General features: G+C 43.5%; 14 protein-coding genes, 1 tRNA gene and 1 other RNA gene. 1 reads left to right on the forward strand and 15 read right to left on the reverse strand.

What is annotated here, in order from left to right; translation table 11 throughout:
- Window positions 1–49: 49 nt before the first annotated feature.
- The 8 genes from INP51_RS09210 to INP51_RS09245 form a co-directional block, all read right to left on the reverse strand.
- Window positions 50–2,329, reverse strand: a complete 2,280-nt coding sequence (locus tag INP51_RS09210; RefSeq protein ID WP_193734576.1) for an adenosylcobalamin-dependent ribonucleoside-diphosphate reductase — start codon at window positions 2,327–2,329, stop codon at window positions 50–52.
- Window positions 2,330–2,447: 118 nt separating this feature from the next.
- On the reverse strand, window positions 2,448–3,062 hold the full coding sequence (locus INP51_RS09215) for a Maf family protein (RefSeq protein WP_230406757.1): 615 nt from the start codon (window positions 3,060–3,062) through the stop codon (window positions 2,448–2,450).
- A gap of 103 nt (window positions 3,063–3,165) precedes the next feature.
- Window positions 3,166–3,520, reverse strand: an RNA gene (rnpB, locus tag INP51_RS09220) — RNase P RNA component class A.
- 56 nt (window positions 3,521–3,576) lie between these two features.
- Window positions 3,577–5,244: a nucleoside kinase gene (locus INP51_RS09225; RefSeq protein ID WP_193734577.1), complete on the reverse strand. Its 1,668-nt coding sequence runs from the start codon at window positions 5,242–5,244 to the stop codon at window positions 3,577–3,579.
- A gap of 22 nt (window positions 5,245–5,266) precedes the next feature.
- Window positions 5,267–5,974, reverse strand: a complete 708-nt coding sequence (locus INP51_RS09230; RefSeq protein ID WP_230406758.1) for a tRNA (adenine(22)-N(1))-methyltransferase — start codon at window positions 5,972–5,974, stop codon at window positions 5,267–5,269.
- 4 nt (window positions 5,975–5,978) lie between these two features.
- Window positions 5,979–7,109: an RNA polymerase sigma factor RpoD gene (gene rpoD / locus INP51_RS09235; RefSeq protein ID WP_193734578.1), complete on the reverse strand. Its 1,131-nt coding sequence runs from the start codon at window positions 7,107–7,109 to the stop codon at window positions 5,979–5,981.
- Between the two features lie 39 nt (window positions 7,110–7,148).
- Complete coding sequence (gene dnaG, locus INP51_RS09240; RefSeq protein ID WP_193734579.1) at window positions 7,149–8,933, reverse strand: DNA primase; 1,785 nt, start codon at window positions 8,931–8,933, stop codon at window positions 7,149–7,151.
- 46 nt (window positions 8,934–8,979) lie between these two features.
- Entirely contained in the window at window positions 8,980–9,987 is a 1,008-nt protein-coding gene (locus INP51_RS09245) for a deoxyguanosinetriphosphate triphosphohydrolase (RefSeq protein ID WP_193734580.1), read from the reverse strand.
- A gap of 162 nt (window positions 9,988–10,149) precedes the next feature.
- Here INP51_RS09245 and INP51_RS09250 point away from each other — a divergent pair, with 162 nt between their 5' ends.
- The gene (locus INP51_RS09250) at window positions 10,150–11,400 is read left to right on the forward strand and encodes a peptidoglycan-binding protein (protein WP_193734581.1); all 1,251 of its coding nucleotides are present in this window, start codon (window positions 10,150–10,152) and stop codon (window positions 11,398–11,400) included.
- Window positions 11,401–11,462: 62 nt separating this feature from the next.
- Here INP51_RS09250 and INP51_RS09255 read toward each other — a convergent pair.
- From INP51_RS09255 to pyrH, 7 genes are all read right to left on the reverse strand, one after another.
- Window positions 11,463–11,547: transfer RNA gene (locus tag INP51_RS09255), tRNA-Leu, on the reverse strand.
- A 230-nt stretch (window positions 11,548–11,777) separates the two neighbouring features.
- Complete coding sequence (gene rseP / locus INP51_RS09260) at window positions 11,778–13,070, reverse strand: RIP metalloprotease RseP (RefSeq protein WP_329602295.1); 1,293 nt, start codon at window positions 13,068–13,070, stop codon at window positions 11,778–11,780.
- Window positions 13,067–14,215, reverse strand: coding sequence for a 1-deoxy-D-xylulose-5-phosphate reductoisomerase (locus tag INP51_RS09265; protein ID WP_193734582.1), 1,149 nt, complete (start codon window positions 14,213–14,215; stop codon window positions 13,067–13,069). Before INP51_RS09265 ends, rseP begins: the two co-directional genes overlap by 4 nt.
- A 37-nt stretch (window positions 14,216–14,252) precedes the next feature.
- Window positions 14,253–15,074 (reverse strand): phosphatidate cytidylyltransferase, encoded by an 822-nt coding sequence (locus INP51_RS09270; RefSeq protein ID WP_193734583.1) that lies wholly within the window; start codon window positions 15,072–15,074, stop codon window positions 14,253–14,255.
- Window positions 15,056–15,784, reverse strand: a complete 729-nt coding sequence (locus INP51_RS09275) for an isoprenyl transferase (RefSeq protein WP_193734584.1) — start codon at window positions 15,782–15,784, stop codon at window positions 15,056–15,058. Before INP51_RS09275 ends, INP51_RS09270 begins: the two co-directional genes overlap by 19 nt.
- 136 nt (window positions 15,785–15,920) lie before the next feature.
- Window positions 15,921–16,472, reverse strand: a complete 552-nt coding sequence (gene frr, locus INP51_RS09280; RefSeq protein ID WP_193734585.1) for a ribosome recycling factor — start codon at window positions 16,470–16,472, stop codon at window positions 15,921–15,923.
- 27 nt (window positions 16,473–16,499) lie between these two features.
- The gene (pyrH, locus tag INP51_RS09285; protein WP_193734586.1) at window positions 16,500–17,195 is read right to left on the reverse strand and encodes a UMP kinase; all 696 of its coding nucleotides are present in this window, start codon (window positions 17,193–17,195) and stop codon (window positions 16,500–16,502) included.
- Window positions 17,196–17,211 lie beyond the last annotated feature (16 nt).

A 17,211-nucleotide genomic window follows, 5' to 3' on the forward strand; every position in this document is an offset into this window, starting at 1 on the left:
TTCCTTGATCTATCGTATAACTTCTCAGAGGAAAAAGCAAGGAAAATTTTTATATACACTTGCTCCATCCGCAATTTTTGCAGATTGTGCAGCCACCTTCAAACTGGAGAGGTTCTCCGCATTCTGGGCATATCATTTTCTGCGAAACATTCTTTACAGCCTTCGGCTTTGGTGCCTTTGGCGCCACTTTCTGATGTGATTCTCCGCTTTCTTTGTTCTTAAGTTCTTCCTGAACCTCGTTGTACATATCAAGCAGAGCATTTCCAACTGCCATCGGGCAGCAGCTTCCTCTGCTGGTATCTTTTTTGGTCGCACGCCGCACGCTGTAAGACGGGCAGGATCCAGTTGAGTTCAGCTGATCGATAATTGTATAGATATCAATACCGCCCCTTGCACTAATCGATATCATACGAGAAAGCCCAATCATAAAGTTATTACATCCGCCGGTAGAACCCTTGCTCAGATAAGTTTCGAGCAGTGCACCTGTATATGGGTCAAACATTGCAATGCAGTGCAGGCTGCCACAGCCGGTGACCAACTTTCTCTTCTTGCCGATAACCTCATCGTTGATCTCGATGATATCGCCGCGTTTCAATCCCTCTCCTGCAATAACACCCCTGTGCTCTTTCTCCTCCTCAGGGGTGAGAATTCCGGTACGTTTGCACCCATCGCGGAAGATTGTAATACCTTTTAATCCTTTTTCATAGGCATAGAGATAAAGATTCTCTGTCTCTTCCACGGTAAATTCATTTGTCACATTGACCGTAGAGCTGATGGATGCGTCGATGTGTTCCTGCCAGACTGCCTGCATCTCAATTCTCTGACGATAATCAAGTGTCATAGCCGTGACAAAGTAATCCGGCAGATCACTGTCATCCGTTAGCTTATGATCTTTCATGTACTGCTCCACAATCTTCGTATAAACTTTGTAGTAGACATCTGTTCCATGAAGGGATTCTGTTTTTCTCTCATAGTAATTCGCAAAGATCGGCTCAATTCCTCCGGAGATACCCAGCATCGTGGAAAGTGTCCCGGTCGGTGCAATGGTCAGCAGCTGTGAATTCCGAAGGCCATATTTTTTCACAAGTTCCTTTGTCGGTTTGGATGTATTGCGCAGGAAGAACGGAGTCTCCATGATCTCCTGTGTATTACACTTTGGATAGGTTCCCTCTTCCTTCGCCAAAAGAGCGGACTGTGCAATAGCAGTATCTGCCATTGCAAATCCAATTTTATCACAGATCTTCACTGCATCCTCGTCACCGTAAGTGATTCCAAGTTTAATAAGCATATCGCCAAGTCCCATGATTCCAAGACCAATCTGTCTCCAGTCACGCACGCTTTCTCTTTGTTCCGGGAGGGGATGCAGCTCCATCCCCTCATCCAGAACTTCATTCAGTCCGGTGACACATGCCTTTACACACTCTTTAAAGCCGGTGAAATTAAAAGAGGCATTCTCGGTAAACGGTTTATCGACAAATTCTGCAAGATTGATACTGCCGAGCAGACAGCTCCCTCCTGCCGGAAGAGGCTCCTCTGCACAGGGATTCACACCTGCAAACGAAAATTCTTTTGTATTGGAGAGAAGATTCCAGTTCTTAACTCTGTCCCAGAAAAGAGCCCCCGGTTCAGCGTAATCCCAGTTTGTCTCCGCTATATGGTGAAACAACTCTTTTGCATTGACATACTGCTCTATCGTCTCTCCTGTTGCTTCTCTAGTATAGTGAAGACGGAATTTGTCATTATTTTTTACCGCCTTCATAAGTTCATCGGAGATACGAACAGAGATGTTCGCTTTCGTGACTTTATCCAGATTTGTCTTGATATTAATAAAGTCTTCTACATCGGGATGTGAACAGTCAATAGAGATCATAAGTGCTCCTCTTCTTCCATTCTGCCCGATCAGGTCGGTGACAAGTGAATACAAATCCATAAAAGAAACTGCGCCCGTCGTCTCTTTCGCAGCATTGTTAATTTTCGCTCCCTTGGGGGAAAGTCCGGAAATATCAATTCCGCAGCCTCCTCCATAGCTGTAGGTACGTGCCAGTTTTTTTGCACAGTCAAAAATACTCTCAATCTCATCGTCCGGTGGCTCAATCACATAACAATTAGACAGTGTGATTTTCCTGCCTCGGTATTCCAGACCACGATTGGAAAGGATTCTTCCCCCAAATAGAAATTTTCTTTCCTTCATGTACCTGGCAATGATATCATTACCGCCACTGACTCTTTTGATCCAATGGTCAAATGATTCGCCCTCGTAGCAATATTTTTTATTCCAAATATCAGACCCCAGCTGATTATCTTCTCCCAGCCATTCCTGTACTTTCATTGAACTCTTTCCTCTCTTTTTGTGCTCGCAAGCAATATTATATCAAAATCCTATATTTAGTGCTCACAGATAATCCTAACACAATATGTTGTATTCTTCAAGATGCAATATTGCAGATTTATTCAAAAATATCATTTTGAATATCGTAAGTTTCACTGGCAGATTTTAGAATCTGGTAGACTGCTGCAACAGGAAGTCCGACAACATTATTATAATCGCCATTTATTTTTTTTATATATACCGCCGACAGACCCTGGATGCCATAGGCTCCTGCTTTATCCATCGGCTCATCCGTCTTTAGATATTCATTGATCTCCCTGTCAGACATGGGATAGAAAGTTACATCTGTTTTTTCAAAGAATGTTGTTTCCCTGCGTATCTCTTTGGACGTTTTCCAGATAATTGTAACACCGGTATATACCTGATGTGTATTTCCCTGTAAGGTAAGCAACATTTCTTTCGCCTGCGTTTTGTCATAAGGTTTTCCAAGTATCTGGTTGTCTGCCGAAACAATCGTATCCGCTCCAATTATGATACAGCTTTGTCTCATCCTTGATGATACTTCACGGCACTTTCCCCTGGAGAGGTCTGTGACGACTTCCTCCGGAACGCTGGATGTGATTTTTTCTTCAAAGTTTCCTGGCACAACACGGCAGGCAATACCAACCTGATCAAGCAGCTCTTTTCGTCTGGGTGATTGGGAGGCCAGAATAATGTTATTGATTCCGTGCATCAACGTCATCCTTTCCCCGTTGCAAAAAAATATCCACAAACCGCCTTAAGCAGAAGTATCTGCACGGTCAGTCTGTGGAAATATATTCATCGACAATTTTCATCATACAAGCAGAGCGATAAGCCGGGTTATGTCGTGTGTAATCATCTATCTAAAACTGCTGTCGCCAGCAGTCTCAAGCGACCCACCTAAAAGCGTGACGGGCAGCCACATCGCTTTTATTCGGTCTTGCTTCGGATGGGGTTTACATGGCTTCTTCTGTTACCAGAAAAACGGTAGTCTCTTACACTGCCTTTCCACCCTTACCCGCCACATATGCGGCAGGCGGTATATCTCTGTTGCACTATCCTTGGAGTCACCTCCACCGGACGTTATCCGGCATCCAGCCCTGCGAAGCCCGGACTTTCCTCACCTGACGCCTTTCGGCATATGTCAGCTGCGATTACATACTCTACTTGTACAGCGTTTAAATTTTATCACAAAATTTCTCTTTTGTCCAGTGGGTGAAATCACATTACACGTCAAAACAGCTGTTTCCGACAAACTCCCGCAATATGGAATTCTGCGGAATATCTTCACCCGGAACTCCGACAAAATAGTCTAAAAATTTCAAAAGTCTCTTTGCCTCCATGTATTCCGGGGTGTTCTCCGGAATCTGGAAAAGGATAGGTTCTGCATAGAGTTTCAGAACTGCCAGTTCATATAAAAGTGCCGAATTGAACATGACATCCGCCTCCTCCTGATAGGGAAAGATGTTTTGTACCTCTCCTCTTTTTACGGAATTCCACATAGCGATTGTTTTCTGAGCGCTGATTCCTCTGGTGCGGTTATCCCTGACAATACGTCTGATCAGTCTTCCGTCCGTTGTCGAAATTCTATTATGTTCGTCGACATTGAGCTGTGTCAGTGCACTGATATAGATCTTAAATTTACTCTCGGCCGGAAGCATATGGCTGGTCTTATCATTCAGTCCATGAATACCTTCCAATACAAGTATATCATTTTCACCAAGCGAGATAACATCTCCATGATATTCCCGCTCTCCTGTGACAAAATTAAAGTGTGGCATCTCCACTTTCTCACCATCCAGCAAGGCCTGCATCTTTTCCGTAAAAAGAGGGATATCAATCGCTTCAATACTCTCAAAATCATACTCGCCATTCTTATCTTTGGGCGTATCCAAACGATTGACATAAAAATCATCCATGGAAATCGGATGCGGTTTCAGTCCGTGAACGGAAAGTTGAATAGACAGCCTGTGGGAAAATGTCGTCTTCCCGGAAGAAGTCGGCCCTGCAATCATCACAAACTTTACATGCCGTTTTTTTGCAATCTGATCTGCGATCTTTGATATTCTTGCCTCTTGCAGTGCCTCTGACACAAGGATGAGTTCTTTCACATTTCCCTTACTGATGGATTCATTTAAATCACCAACCGTATCAATGCCAAGTTTTTGTCCCCAGTGTTCAGACTCCTTTTGAATCATAAAGATTTTGGGAGAGGTTTCAAAATTTGGAATTTCTGTTGGATTGTCTCTTCTTGGCATCTGAAGTACAAAACCTTCATCATAGAGGCAAAGATCAAAATATCTCAGATAACCTGTATGCCATACCATAAATCCATAAAAATAATCTTCGAAATCTTCAATACTATAGATATTGACCCCAGAACTTCTCCGATACCGGAACAGTTTCTCTTTGTCATGCATACCATGCTTTGCGAAAAGTTCTCTTGCATTGAGAGTACTGACATTTCTTTTTATGATTGGAATCTTGCGGTCAATGAGTTCCTGCATATAGGCCTTTACCTTTGAAAGAAAGTCATCATTTAATACCACATCACCTTTCATTGTAAAGTAAAAACCTGATCCGACAGAAAAATGAAGAATCACCTTTTCTATGTTTTGAGAGCCTCCGATATGATAGATCGCTTTCAAAAGGAGAAGCGTCATGCTCCTTCTGTATGTCTCGTGTCCAATGCTGTCCTTTAATCCCACAGGTTCCAGAGTACAGTCCTCCTCAAGAGGCTTGTGCAGTTCCCTTAAGATTCCATTTGCAAAAACTAAAAGGGTGGGAAGATCCCGTCCCTTGTCATATTCTTTTACAATATCACCATAAGTGGTTCCTTCAGGGAAGGTTTTTGTCTCTCCCCTGATCGTCGCCTGATACATCCTCTGATCCATCTGTGACACCTCCTTACAATTGTCATCCATAATCGTAGTAACTATTTGCGATGTCTATAAGATTCATCTTCTGTTCCAGTTCCCTTCTTCGGGTAAGTGCTGTAGCGCTATGACTTTTGCTCAGCAAGGATATCAGCTTTCGCGTACTCTCCTTTTCCCGGCACAGATATTCATATAAAACAGGGTTTCGATCTCTTAAAAGGCAGGGCCCATATTCAAGTTCTTCCGGTTTTAGCGGCTCCATCTCTTTATGAACCGCCTTTATGACTGGATAAAACTTTCCTCCATCCAATACCATATTCTCAGAAATAATTCCATATCCATGTGTCGTGAGAAATAATCGAAAATGTCTCAACTCCGACTGTGGCTCCAGAACAAACTCCTGAAAGCTGCCAAGCACATCTTCCCCACGATCGAGAATTTTTTCCATCAAAGGTCCGCCCATGCCCGCAATCACAAGAGTATCTCCTTCATTCAAAGCAAGTGAAGAAACCCCGTCTGACAGACGAGTCTCTATGTAGTCTGAAAGATCATACCGCATGATATTCGCCTGTGCCCGCAAAAGCGGCCCTTGATTTACATCCATCGCTATCGCACTGGGAACTCTTCCCTCCCTCACAAGACTGATCGGAAGATAGCCATGATCACAGCCGACATCCACGACCCGGTTTCCCTTTGTGACCATACAGGCAGCCGCCGCAAGCCTTTTTGACAACTGTACTGCCATCATCCTGTCAATCCAGATAATCTTTCAGTTTTCTGCTTCGGCTGGGATGTCTCAGTTTTCGCAGTGCTTTTGCCTCGATCTGACGAATACGTTCTCTCGTCACATTGAATTCTTTTCCGACTTCTTCCAGTGTACGTGCACGTCCGTCGTCCAATCCGAAACGCAGACGAAGAACTTTCTGCTCTCTGTCGGTCAAAGTATCCAAAACTTCTTCCAGCTGCTCTTTTAACATGGTAAATGCAGCCGCATCGGCAGGTATCGGCACGTTATCGTCCTGAATAAAGTCGCCCAGATGACTGTCTTCCTCCTCGCCAATCGGTGTCTCAAGAGAGACTGGCTCCTGAGAAATCTTCAATATCTCCCTGACACGCTCTACCGGCATATCCATCTCTTCGGCAATTTCTTCAGGAGTAGGTTCCCTGCCCAGTTCCTGAAGGAGCTGTCTGGATACTCGGATAAGTTTATTAATTGTCTCTACCATATGAACCGGAATTCTGATGGTTCGGGCCTGATCGGCAATTGCCCTCGTGATTGCCTGACGAATCCACCACGTTGCATATGTGGAAAACTTATATCCCTTGCGATAATCAAATTTTTCCACAGCTTTAATCAGACCGAGGTTTCCTTCTTGGATAAGATCAAGAAACAGCATTCCTCTTCCCACGTATCTCTTTGCAATAGAAACCACCAGCCTTAAATTTGCCTCAGCAAGGCGTTTTTTTGCCGCTTCATCTCCCTGTTCCATTTTCTTGGCAAGCGAAATCTCCTCATCCGCCGACAGCAACGGAACTTTTCCAATCTCCTTTAAGTACATACGCACCGGGTCTTCAATGCTGACACCTTCCGGAACCGAGAGATCGATTTTTTCCATGTCAACATCGTCCTCTTTCCCCTCATCGTCATCGTCGGAAAGAAGCAGGATATCATCATCGCTGTCGGATCCGTTATCGGAAATTCTCAGTACGTCAATACTTTTCGCATCCAGATAGTCGAATACTTTGTCCATCTGTTCGGCATCCAAAGGCATATCTTTGAAATAATCGTTAATTTCCTCATATTCCAAAACGTTCTTCTTCTTTTTAGCCAGATCTTCAAGCCCTTTCATTTTTTCCAAGAATTTCTCTTTTTCGAATTCCATATATGTTCCATCCTTCCACATACTGTTTATATTTTATCCTTAGTCAAAGGAAATATGCAGCCTTATGCCGTTTTCCTTCCACTGTTCAAGTGCTTTTTTATCACGCATCACTTCCTGCAGTCCCTGCATGTCCGTGGGATCTAAGCGGGAAGAGCGATAATTAATACTGTGCTCTTTCATGTTACATATCACATCACTTAAAGCCTGCATTTTCTCGGCATCAGAGTTCAAAGGGATCACGGCGTTAAACAAGGCCGTAACTTTTCTTGTCTCATCACTGTCATCAAATCTGCTGAGCAGTCTGGCCGGATTTATCTCACCCTCGTGATACTGTTCAAATATCATTACAGCTACTTTATGATACAAATCGGTCGTAAAATCATCAGGGGATATGTAATCCGTAATCTGTTCCATGATATCAGGATATGATGTGATCCAGGTCAGCATCAGCTTTTGAGCTTTATCCGTTCCGCTCTCCTTTTCCCGATCTGAATGAATGCCAGATTTCGGTTTCTTAGTCTTAATAATTCCTGCCCCTTTCAGAGCAAGTTTTCCAACAAGTTTCGACAATGTAGCAAGTTCGATATGATAAACCCTGGCAACCGATTCAATATAGTTATTGCGTTCAATTTCATCCTCAAAGTTCAGTAATCTTCCTGCCACGTAATGAAGAAAATCCGTCTTTCCCTGAGGATCATTCATATCATAATCACGCTCTGCCATGCGCACCTCAAATAAGAAACTGTTCTCAGCTTTCTCCAGGCGTGCCTCGAAGGCTTTGCTGCCTTCACTTTTTATAAATTCATCCGGATCTTTATGCGGTTTCAGATTCACAACTTTCGTAGACAGCCCCACCTCCTTTAAAAGTGGGATTGCCCGCAGCGCTGCCTTCGTGCCTGCCTCGTCACTGTCATATATAATTAAAACCTCATCGGTATAGCGTTTTAAAAGACTTGCCTGGGGCGATGTAAGGGCTGTTCCAAGCGACGCAACTGCATGGTTGAATCCAGCCTGGTGCATGGAGATCACATCCATATATCCTTCACAGATAATAAGATTCTTCTTTCTGGAGAGTCTTGCAGCATTCAGTCCATAAAGGTTCCTGCTTTTATCAAAAATCTTTGTCTCAGGAGAGTTCAGATATTTCGGCTTTCCATCACCCATCACTCTTCCTCCGAAACCTATCACTTTATTGTTTACATCCATAATCGGAAATATAACACGGTTCCAGAATTTATCGTACATTCCGTGTCTTTCATCCGAATTAAAAAGTCCCGATTCCCGAAGATCCTCATCCGGATATCCCCGCTGTTTCAGAAATTTATAAAGTCCTCCTCCGAATTTGTCAGAATAGCCAAGACCAAATCTTTGTATTGTCTCATCGGAAAGTCCACGCTTTTTTAGATACTCAAGTCCTTGACATCCCTTGTGATCTCGAAGCAGAACATAATAGTACTTTGCCGCTTCTTTATTGATCTGCAGAAGTCTTGACCTCTGATCAGCTTTTCTCTTCTCCTCTTTCGAATATTCAAGATCGGGAAGTTTCACCCCAGCACGTTCAGCCAGAGATTTAACTGCCTCCGGAAATGTAAAGTTCTCATATTCCATCAAAAATGTGAACACATTTCCACCGGCCCCGCATCCAAAACAGTAATACATCTGCTTTGACGGACTTACGGAAAAGGACGGTGTCTTCTCGTTGTGAAAGGGGCACAGTCCAAAATAAGAGCTTCCCTTCCTCTTCAACTGCACATATCCGCCAATCACATCAATAATATCATTCTTTAGACGGATTTCTTCTATCAAGTCATCCGAATAGCGCATCTTTCTCCTCTTTTCTAATAAAATTTTGCATCCGCAACGGGTGCAGTCAATAGACCGCCCATGCTTTGGGAACAAACAATTCTTCAAACTTGTGCATCGAATACTGATCTGTCATCCCTGAGATGTAGTCACATACCACACGCTCTTCTTTTTCTCCTGCGAGAATCAGTCTCTGGTATTCATCCGGCAGCTCGATGATATGATCACTATAATATTCATAAAGCTCTGTCAGCATTCTTTTTGCTTTATCATCTTCTTTTTTCGCTATAGAATTATTGTATACGTTGTCAAACATCAATTGTCTCAGCGTGCGCATAGCCTCAGCAATTTCTTTCGACTGCCGAATTGAATCTTTCCCCATACTATTGATAATAATATCATGAATCATCGTATTCAAGCGGTCTCTGCTTGTCTCACCCAGCACCACACGGATTGTAATCGGAATATCATTCTCAGAGATAATCCCGGCCCTTTTGGCATCGTCCATATCGTGATGGATATAGGACATCTTATCACAAAGACGTACAATCTGTCCCTCCAGCGTATGTGGTGTGCCAGCTGTCCGGTGGTTTAATATGCCGTCTCTGACCTCCCATGTCAGATTCAGCCCCTGCCCTTCCTTTTCGAGGATCTCTACTACCCGAATACTCTGTTTGTAATGAGCAAATCCTTCCGGACATACTTTATTAAGTGCATCCTCCCCTGCATGTCCAAATGGCGTATGTCCCAGATCATGTCCCAGTGCAATTGCCTCAACGAGATCTTCGTTCAGATTCAGGGCTTTTGCCACTGTCCTGGCCGTCTGTGAGACTTCCAGAGTATGTGTAAGCCTTGTTCTGTAATGATCCCCCTGCGGGGCAAGAAACACCTGTGTTTTATCTTTCAGCCTTCGAAATGCTTTCGAGTGCAGAATCCGATCTCTGTCTCTTTGATAAACTGTACGAATGTCGCACTCCGTCTCGTATACATCACGTCCTCTTGAATTCCTGCTGTAGGATGCGTAGGGGCTTAGTTCCTGAAATTCGCGTTCTTCAAAGCTTTCTCGTATATTCATAGACAACACCTCCAAAGAATTACAATAATCCTTCCTGTAATTAACATACCCCGCAAATGACAATTTTCCTTTTTTATTTCATTTTTTTCAGAGTGAATTCGGAATGAAAATCTTTCCCTATGCATAGATTAGAATAATTAATATACCATAGGTTATTTTTGTATGAAAAAGATGGATACAAACCAGGTGGATAATGGGAAACTTCAGGTACAAGTAAGCAGCCTTCCTCAAAATCATCCGATAGATCAGGCCAGTGTCAGCATATCCTATACCGGTGATCCCCAAAATATTCTGGAAGAACTCACCACAGACAATAATGGCCGTACACCTGTTGTTGAACTTCCTGCTCCGCCAATCGACTACAGCATGGCACCAAATGAAAATCAGCCATATTCAGAATATACGATTAAAGTAAATGCCAGCGGCCATGAGCCTGTTGAAATATCGGGATGTCAGCTGCTGCCGGATTCTACTGCCATTCAGCCAGTCCAATTAAATCCAGAAACTCCTGAAAATCCTTTCATGGACATAGCTATCGCAGCCCACACACTCTATTATGAATATCCGCCTAAAATCCCGGAGGATGAGATAAAACCGGTCGATGAGACAGGAGAAATTGTACTGAGCAGGGTCGTCATCCCGGAATTTGTCGTTGTTCATGACGGAGCACCCGGTGACCCCACCGCAGCGAACTATTACGAACGATACAGAGATTATATTAAAAATGTAGCCAGCAGTGAAATCTATGCCACCTGGCCGGATGCCACAATTCGAGCCAACATTCTGGCTATCATGTCATTCACATTGAACCGTGTATATACAGAGTGGTACCGCAACAAAGGAAACGATTTTACCATCACCTCCTCTACTGCCTATGATCACAAGTGGATTCACGGACGTAATTATTTCGACAGTATTTCCCAGATCGTCGATGAAATGTTCTCAAATTACCTGTCGCGGCCAAATGTCCGTCAGCCCATTCTCACACAGTATTGTGACGGAAACAGAGTAACCTGTCCAAACTGGATGGCTCAGTGGGGTTCTAAATATCTCGGGGATCAGGGCTACTCCACCATACAAATTCTTCGCAATTATTACGGGCAGGATATGTACATCAACACGGCAGAGGAGGTATCCGGTGTACCTGCTTCGTGGCCTGGTTATAATCTTGACATCGGTGCTTCCGGTCCAAAGGTATCTCAGATTCAGGATCAGCTGAATGCCATTGCCGCTGTCTACTCCAGCATACCCACCACAAATCAGGATGGCACTTTCACCGAAAATACTCAGCATACCGTTCAGGCTTTCCAGTCCTTGTTTGGTCTGCCCGCATCAGGTATCATCGACTATCCTACATGGTATAAGATTCAGGATATCTATGTAGCAGTTACCCGAATCGCAGAATTGACTTAACAGCAAAAAATCAGGCATCGCATGGCTTAGATAAACCCAACCAATGCGATGCCTTTTTTGTCTGCGCGAGACGGGACTTGAACCCGTACGATTGCAATAATCACTAGATCCTTAGTCTAGCTCGTCTGCCAATTCCGACACTCGCGCATATGTATTTCTCTCGTTTTTCCCAAACGACAAAATTTATTATATCATCCGTTTCAGAATTCGTCAATACCTTTTTAAACTTTTTCTGATATTACCTTTTTCTGATAATTTGATACCAGGGTCAAAAGGTCCTGCGTTTCATGCTCGCATGACCTTGGGACCCGAACAAACATGAGAAAGCAACCCGATTAGGGTGTATTTCGAATGTTTGTAGGATTACAATTTTGGTATCAGAAAATTTTTCTTATATCGTTGAACATGACAAATACCATCAGCGCCATCAGAAGCATCAGTCCTGCAAAGTTAATCATCCCTTCTACTTCCTGTTTGATTCCCTTGCCTCGAATCGCCTCTATGATCAGGAACAGAAGTCTTCCGCCGTCCAGAGCTGGAAACGGAATCAGATTCATCACTCCCAGATTGGCGGACAGTAATATCATAAAGTTTAAAAGGTTCATGATCACATAAAAGCCTCCATCAGCCCTGGAGCTGTTGATTGTCTTTCCAATCTCATCTACCACCCCAACTGGTCCGCTCAGGTCATTGACGGTAAACTTACCTGTAATGAGCATTGCAAGACTTTTCACTGTAGTCTTGATCCAATAGCCAATCTCTTTAACACTGTACTTTAAGATCAAAAGCGGAGGCTGTTTTTCTCTTCCAAGATTAAATACAAATCCAAGTGCTGCATTTTTGGTGAGCCTGGGTGTGACTGTGGCATCGTGAATTCGATCCTTATGCTGATATGTGATGTCCACAGAATCATCCGAAAACGGGTGACTGCTCATATAATCTTCCAGATCTTGATTGCTGTTTATCACCGTATGGTTTAGTTCCAATATGATATCTCCTACCTGTACTCCGGCTTTTGCCAGAGGATAGCCCGGCATAAGAGAAATCACTTCCGCTTTATTTTCCCCGGATTCATGGGTGAATCCAAGCATATATTTCTCTTCTGAGTCCGGGACATAGGTGACATCATGAGTCTTCCCATCACGTTTATAGCTCAATGTGATGTTGTCCGATGGAATTCCGTCCAGATTAACCTTCGTATATAAGTCTCTTCCTATAGAGATTCTGCTTCCCTCATATCTGGTGATTAGATCGCCCTCTTTGAGACCTGTCTCGGCAGCCGGTGATCCCGCTTCTACTTCTGTAATTCTGGGGGGATCAGATCCGACAAAGCTTATGATGATAATCGACAGAAAGAAAGCCAGAATCATGTTAAAAAGAGGTCCTGCAATAATAACCGACATACGCGCCCAGACCGATTTGCTGTTAAAAGCACCTTCTGCTTCAGAATTATCATCCTCCCCGAGCATCATGCAGGAACCTCCGAAAGGAAGTAGTTTCAGAGAATATTTAGTGTCATTCTTAACTGTTGAGAGAAGTGTCGGTCCCATACCGACGGAAAATTCGGTCACAGTGATGTGATTAGCCTTAGCCAGCAAAAAGTGACCCATCTCATGTATAATCACCACAATGCTGAAAATAAGTACTGCAATAATAATGTTAATAATCAAATACTCCACCTGCTTTCAATCCAGTCGTAAGTTTCAGCTTCAGCACTTAAGATTTCATCGACAGTAGGATTATCAAGCACCTGATGATGGTCCATCGCACCCTCGATGATATTATAGATATCCAAAAAACCAACTCTGTGTCCTAAAAACATTGCCACAGCACGTTCATTTGCCGCATTGAACACGGTGGGCATCGAACCGCCTTCCTTTGCCGCACGAAAGGCAAGCGGAAGCCCTCGAAATGTCCCGGTATCAGGAACTTCAAAATCAATCTGTGTCAATGTGGTAAAGTCAAGCCGCCTGCCACTTGCATAGCGGCGATTCGGATAATATATGGCATATTGTATGGGAATCTTCATGTCCGGCGTTCCAAGCTGTGCCATAACCGCACCATCCTGAAACTGGACCATGGAATGGATGGTACTGCTCGGCTGCACTACAACCTGGATCTGATCAATATCCACATCAAAGAGCCAGCTGGCCTCCATCACTTCCAGTCCTTTATTCACCAGTGTCGCTGAATCAATCGTAATCTTATTTCCCATAGACCATGTCGGATGTCTCAGCGCATCCTCCACGCAGACATTTTTCAATTCCTCTGTCTTCTTCCCGCGGAAGGGACCTCCGGAAGCAGTGATTAACAGCTTTTCAATTGTCTTCTTATCCTCGCCGTTTATGCATTGAAAGATTGCACTATGTTCACTGTCAACTGGAAGGATCTGCACCTTGTGTTTTCTGGCAAGCGGAATGATAATATGTCCAGCTGTAACCAAAGTCTCTTTGTTTGCGAGAGCAATGTCTTTTCCTGCTTTGACTGCCTCAATCGTCGGCAGTATCCCAATCATGCCAACCACTGCTGTGACAATCATATCGGCCTCGCTGATGGATGCCAGTTCTAGCAGGCCATCCATTCCATATACCACTTTAGTATTAGTATCCGAAATTGCTCTTTTTAATTCACAAGCATGGTTTTCATCCCAGACTGCTGCAAGTTTCGGTGAAAATTCACGCACCTGTTCCTCCAGTTTTCTGATATTTGAGCGGGCACTGACAGCCAGCACTTCTATATCCGTATTCTCCCGCACGACCTCCAGTGTCTGAGTTCCAATCGAACCAGTGGAACCTAATATCGCTATTTTCTTCATATATTTTCCTCCCTCATCGCGTGATCCGGTCTGCGTCTTAACCTATCAGAAAAGACGAGAGGTAGTATATGACAGGTGCCGTGAAGATAACGCTGTCAAAACGATCCATGATCCCGCCATGACCAGGTATCAGGGTACCATAATCTTTAATCCCCATATTTCGCTTAATCGCAGACGCTCCGAGATCTCCAACCATAGAAATCACTGCTCCGACTGCACAGATGATGGCATATTGGTAAGATAAACCATATGTCGCCAGCTGGAACAAAAATCCGAGAAGTGCGGCTCCACATACCCCTCCAACTGCTCCCTCTATCGATTTTTTCGGGCTGAGCGCGGGCGCCATCTTATGCTTTCCGAAAAGGATACCCACGCAGTAGGCACAAGTGTCAGCACCCCATGAACACAAGAATATCAGCCATACATGATACTTGCCGCCTTCAATCATCCTGGTCTGATAAATATAAGAAAGCATAACACCAACATATATAACTGCAAAAAGAGCCCCAGTCACTTGGTTCGCATGATACCTGGGAAAGGTGAAGACATAGACACACATGACCAGCATGAGTGATGAGATGAGTGCCATACCGGGCAGATCCAGGTTATTGATGTGCATATGTCCGATTCTCACATCTGGAAGTACCACAGCTGCATAATACAGGATAATACCAATGTAACTTGCCGCGGAAAGGGTATTGAGCTTTTCATCCTGAACTTTTAAAGCCTTAAGAAGTTCATATGCACCAATCAAAGAGACGATCAAAAGAGTTGCAAAAAGGATGGTTCCTCCTGTCCCAATGGTTAAAAGAGCAATTAAAACTAATACGATTCCGCTCATCAGTCTTGTTGTGAACATGATGGATCCCCTTTCACCGCCCCAAATCTCCGGTCTCTGTTATTATATTGGCGAATAGCCTTGACCAATTCCTCTTTGTTGAAATCCGGCCAGAGAACATCTGTAAAATAAAATTCTGAATAGGAAAGCTGCCATAACAAGAAATTCGAAAGACGTTGTTCACCGCTTGTGCGGATCATCAGATCCGGATCGGGAATCCCTGCCGTGTCAAGATATGCCTCGAACGTATCAGATGTAATTGCGTCTGCACTTTGTTTTCCATCTCTGACATCTGCTGAAAGTTTTGATACAGCTCTTAAGATCTCGTCCCGCCCTCCGTAGTTTAAGGCAATCTGAAAATAAAGCTTACGATAGTCCTTCGAATAGTCTTCCAGAGTCCTGATGCTTTCCTGAATATCATCATCAAAAACACTCGTTTCACCAATAACTCTGACACACATCTCATTCTCCCTGGAACTTTTGATACATCTTTTCAGATAGCGGCGAAAAAGATTCATAAGACCATCCACTTCTTCCCTTGATCTCTTCCAGTTCTCCGTAGAAAAAGCATACACTGTCAGATATTTGATTCCCAGATCTCTGGCGGTGTAGCAGATCTTCTCAAGGTTATCGCATCCCACCATATGTCCATAACCTCTGGGCATTCTTTTTTTCCTTGCCCAGCGCCCATTTCCATCAAGAATAATTGCCACGTGATTTGGCACATTCATAATAAAATACTCCTTTTAGAAAAACGATAGAAAGAAACACGGTATCATATCCGTCATTTCTTTCTATCCCTCTCAAATTTAACTTCGTAATACACGGGTAACTGTACATAAATACACTCCCGCAATTTTGCATATCTTACACTGTGAGAATTTCTTTTGATTTTAATTCAATTAATTCGTCGATTTTTTTGACAAATTTGTCTGTTGATTTTTGAATCTCATCTTCCAGTTCCTTAATTTCATCTTCCGAGACATCCTCTTTAGCCAGTTTTTTTAGGTTGTCATTCGCATCACGGCGGATATTGCGGATTGCGATCTTTCCATTTTCACCTTTCTTTTTGACGTCCTTTACCAGTTCTTTTCTCCGTTCCTCTGTAAGTTCAGGAAATACAAGCCTGATAACTTTTCCGTCGTTATTAGGATTAATCCCAAGATCAGAAACCTGAATTGCTTTACAGATTTCCTTCACAAGGGACGGCTCCCATGGCTGAATCTGGATCATTCTGGCCTCCGGAACCGAGATGTTAGCAACTTGCTGTAATGGCGTAGGAGTGCCATAATAATCGACTGTAATACGGTCTAACACGTGTGGATTTGCACGTCCTGCCCTGATTGTTCCAAGTTCATTCTCGAGACTTTTAATCGACTTTTCCATCTTAGAGTTACACTCTTTAATATTTGCATCCATAATCTAACATTCCCTCCCTGGCGCTTTTTAAACAGTTATTTTTGTCCCATTATTAATTCCACGTGCAGCATCTATGATTCCATCTTGTTCATTTAATAAAAACACTTGCATCGGCATGTGGTTCTCCATGCACATAATTGATGCAGTCATATCAACAACAGCAAGTTTTTCATTAATTACCTGCTGTATTGAAACCACATCATACTTTTTTGCCTCCGGATTCAGTTTCGGATCACTATCGTAAACACCGTCAACAGCCTTCGCAAGTAAGATTGAATCCGCTTCAATCTCTACTGCACGCAGTACTGCCGCTGTATCTGTAGAAAAGTAAGGATGTCCTGTGCCTCCCGCAAAAAAGACGACCCTGTTCTGATCGAAATATTCATTTACACGGTCTTTTGAAAAGATCTCGGTAAACTCTCCGCATTTGAATGGTGTCATCACAGCTGTCGCAAGTCCTTGTGACCGAAAGATTTCCGACACATAGATGCAGTTCATGATCGTCGCAAGCATTCCTATCTGATCGGCTTTTGTGCGGTCAATGTTCTCACTGCTTCGACCTCGCCAGAAATTTCCGCCCCCGATGACGACTCCAACTTTGATTTCTTCTGCCGTAAGCTTTTTTACCTGCTTTGCAACAGCAGTTACCGTCTCCTCGTCAAAGCCTGTTTTTTTTGCTCCCGCAAGTGCTTCTCCGCTAAGTTTCAGCAATACTTTTTTCATCAGGTTTTATCCTCAT

Source organism: Blautia liquoris (assembly GCF_015159595.1).
GTDB lineage: Bacteria > Bacillota > Clostridia > Lachnospirales > Lachnospiraceae > Novisyntrophococcus > Novisyntrophococcus liquoris.

Coding starts and splice junctions, on each gene's coding strand:
- INP51_RS09275 (WP_193734584.1), bottom strand. CDS start 15,784: ATGAATGTGCCAAATCACGTGGCAATTATTCTTGATGGAAATGGGCGC.
- INP51_RS09245 (WP_193734580.1), bottom strand. CDS start 9,987: ATGAATATACGAGAAAGCTTTGAAGAACGCGAATTTCAGGAACTAAGC.
- INP51_RS09210 (WP_193734576.1), bottom strand. CDS start 2,329: ATGAAAGTACAGGAATGGCTGGGAGAAGATAATCAGCTGGGGTCTGAT.
- INP51_RS09225 (WP_193734577.1), bottom strand. CDS start 5,244: ATGGATCAGAGGATGTATCAGGCGACGATCAGGGGAGAGACAAAAACC.
- INP51_RS09215 (WP_230406757.1), bottom strand. CDS start 3,062: ATGCACGGAATCAATAACATTATTCTGGCCTCCCAATCACCCAGACGA.
- frr (WP_193734585.1), bottom strand. CDS start 16,472: ATGGATGCAAATATTAAAGAGTGTAACTCTAAGATGGAAAAGTCGATT.
- INP51_RS09250 (WP_193734581.1), top strand. CDS start 10,150: ATGAAAAAGATGGATACAAACCAGGTGGATAATGGGAAACTTCAGGTA.
- INP51_RS09230 (WP_230406758.1), bottom strand. CDS start 5,974: ATGATGGCAGTACAGTTGTCAAAAAGGCTTGCGGCGGCTGCCTGTATG.
- dnaG (WP_193734579.1), bottom strand. CDS start 8,933: ATGCGCTATTCGGATGACTTGATAGAAGAAATCCGTCTAAAGAATGAT.
- rpoD (WP_193734578.1), bottom strand. CDS start 7,109: ATGGAATTCGAAAAAGAGAAATTCTTGGAAAAAATGAAAGGGCTTGAA.
- INP51_RS09265 (WP_193734582.1), bottom strand. CDS start 14,215: ATGAAGAAAATAGCGATATTAGGTTCCACTGGTTCGATTGGAACTCAG.
- INP51_RS09270 (WP_193734583.1), bottom strand. CDS start 15,074: ATGTTCACAACAAGACTGATGAGCGGAATCGTATTAGTTTTAATTGCT.
- pyrH (WP_193734586.1), bottom strand. CDS start 17,195: ATGAAAAAAGTATTGCTGAAACTTAGCGGAGAAGCACTTGCGGGAGCA.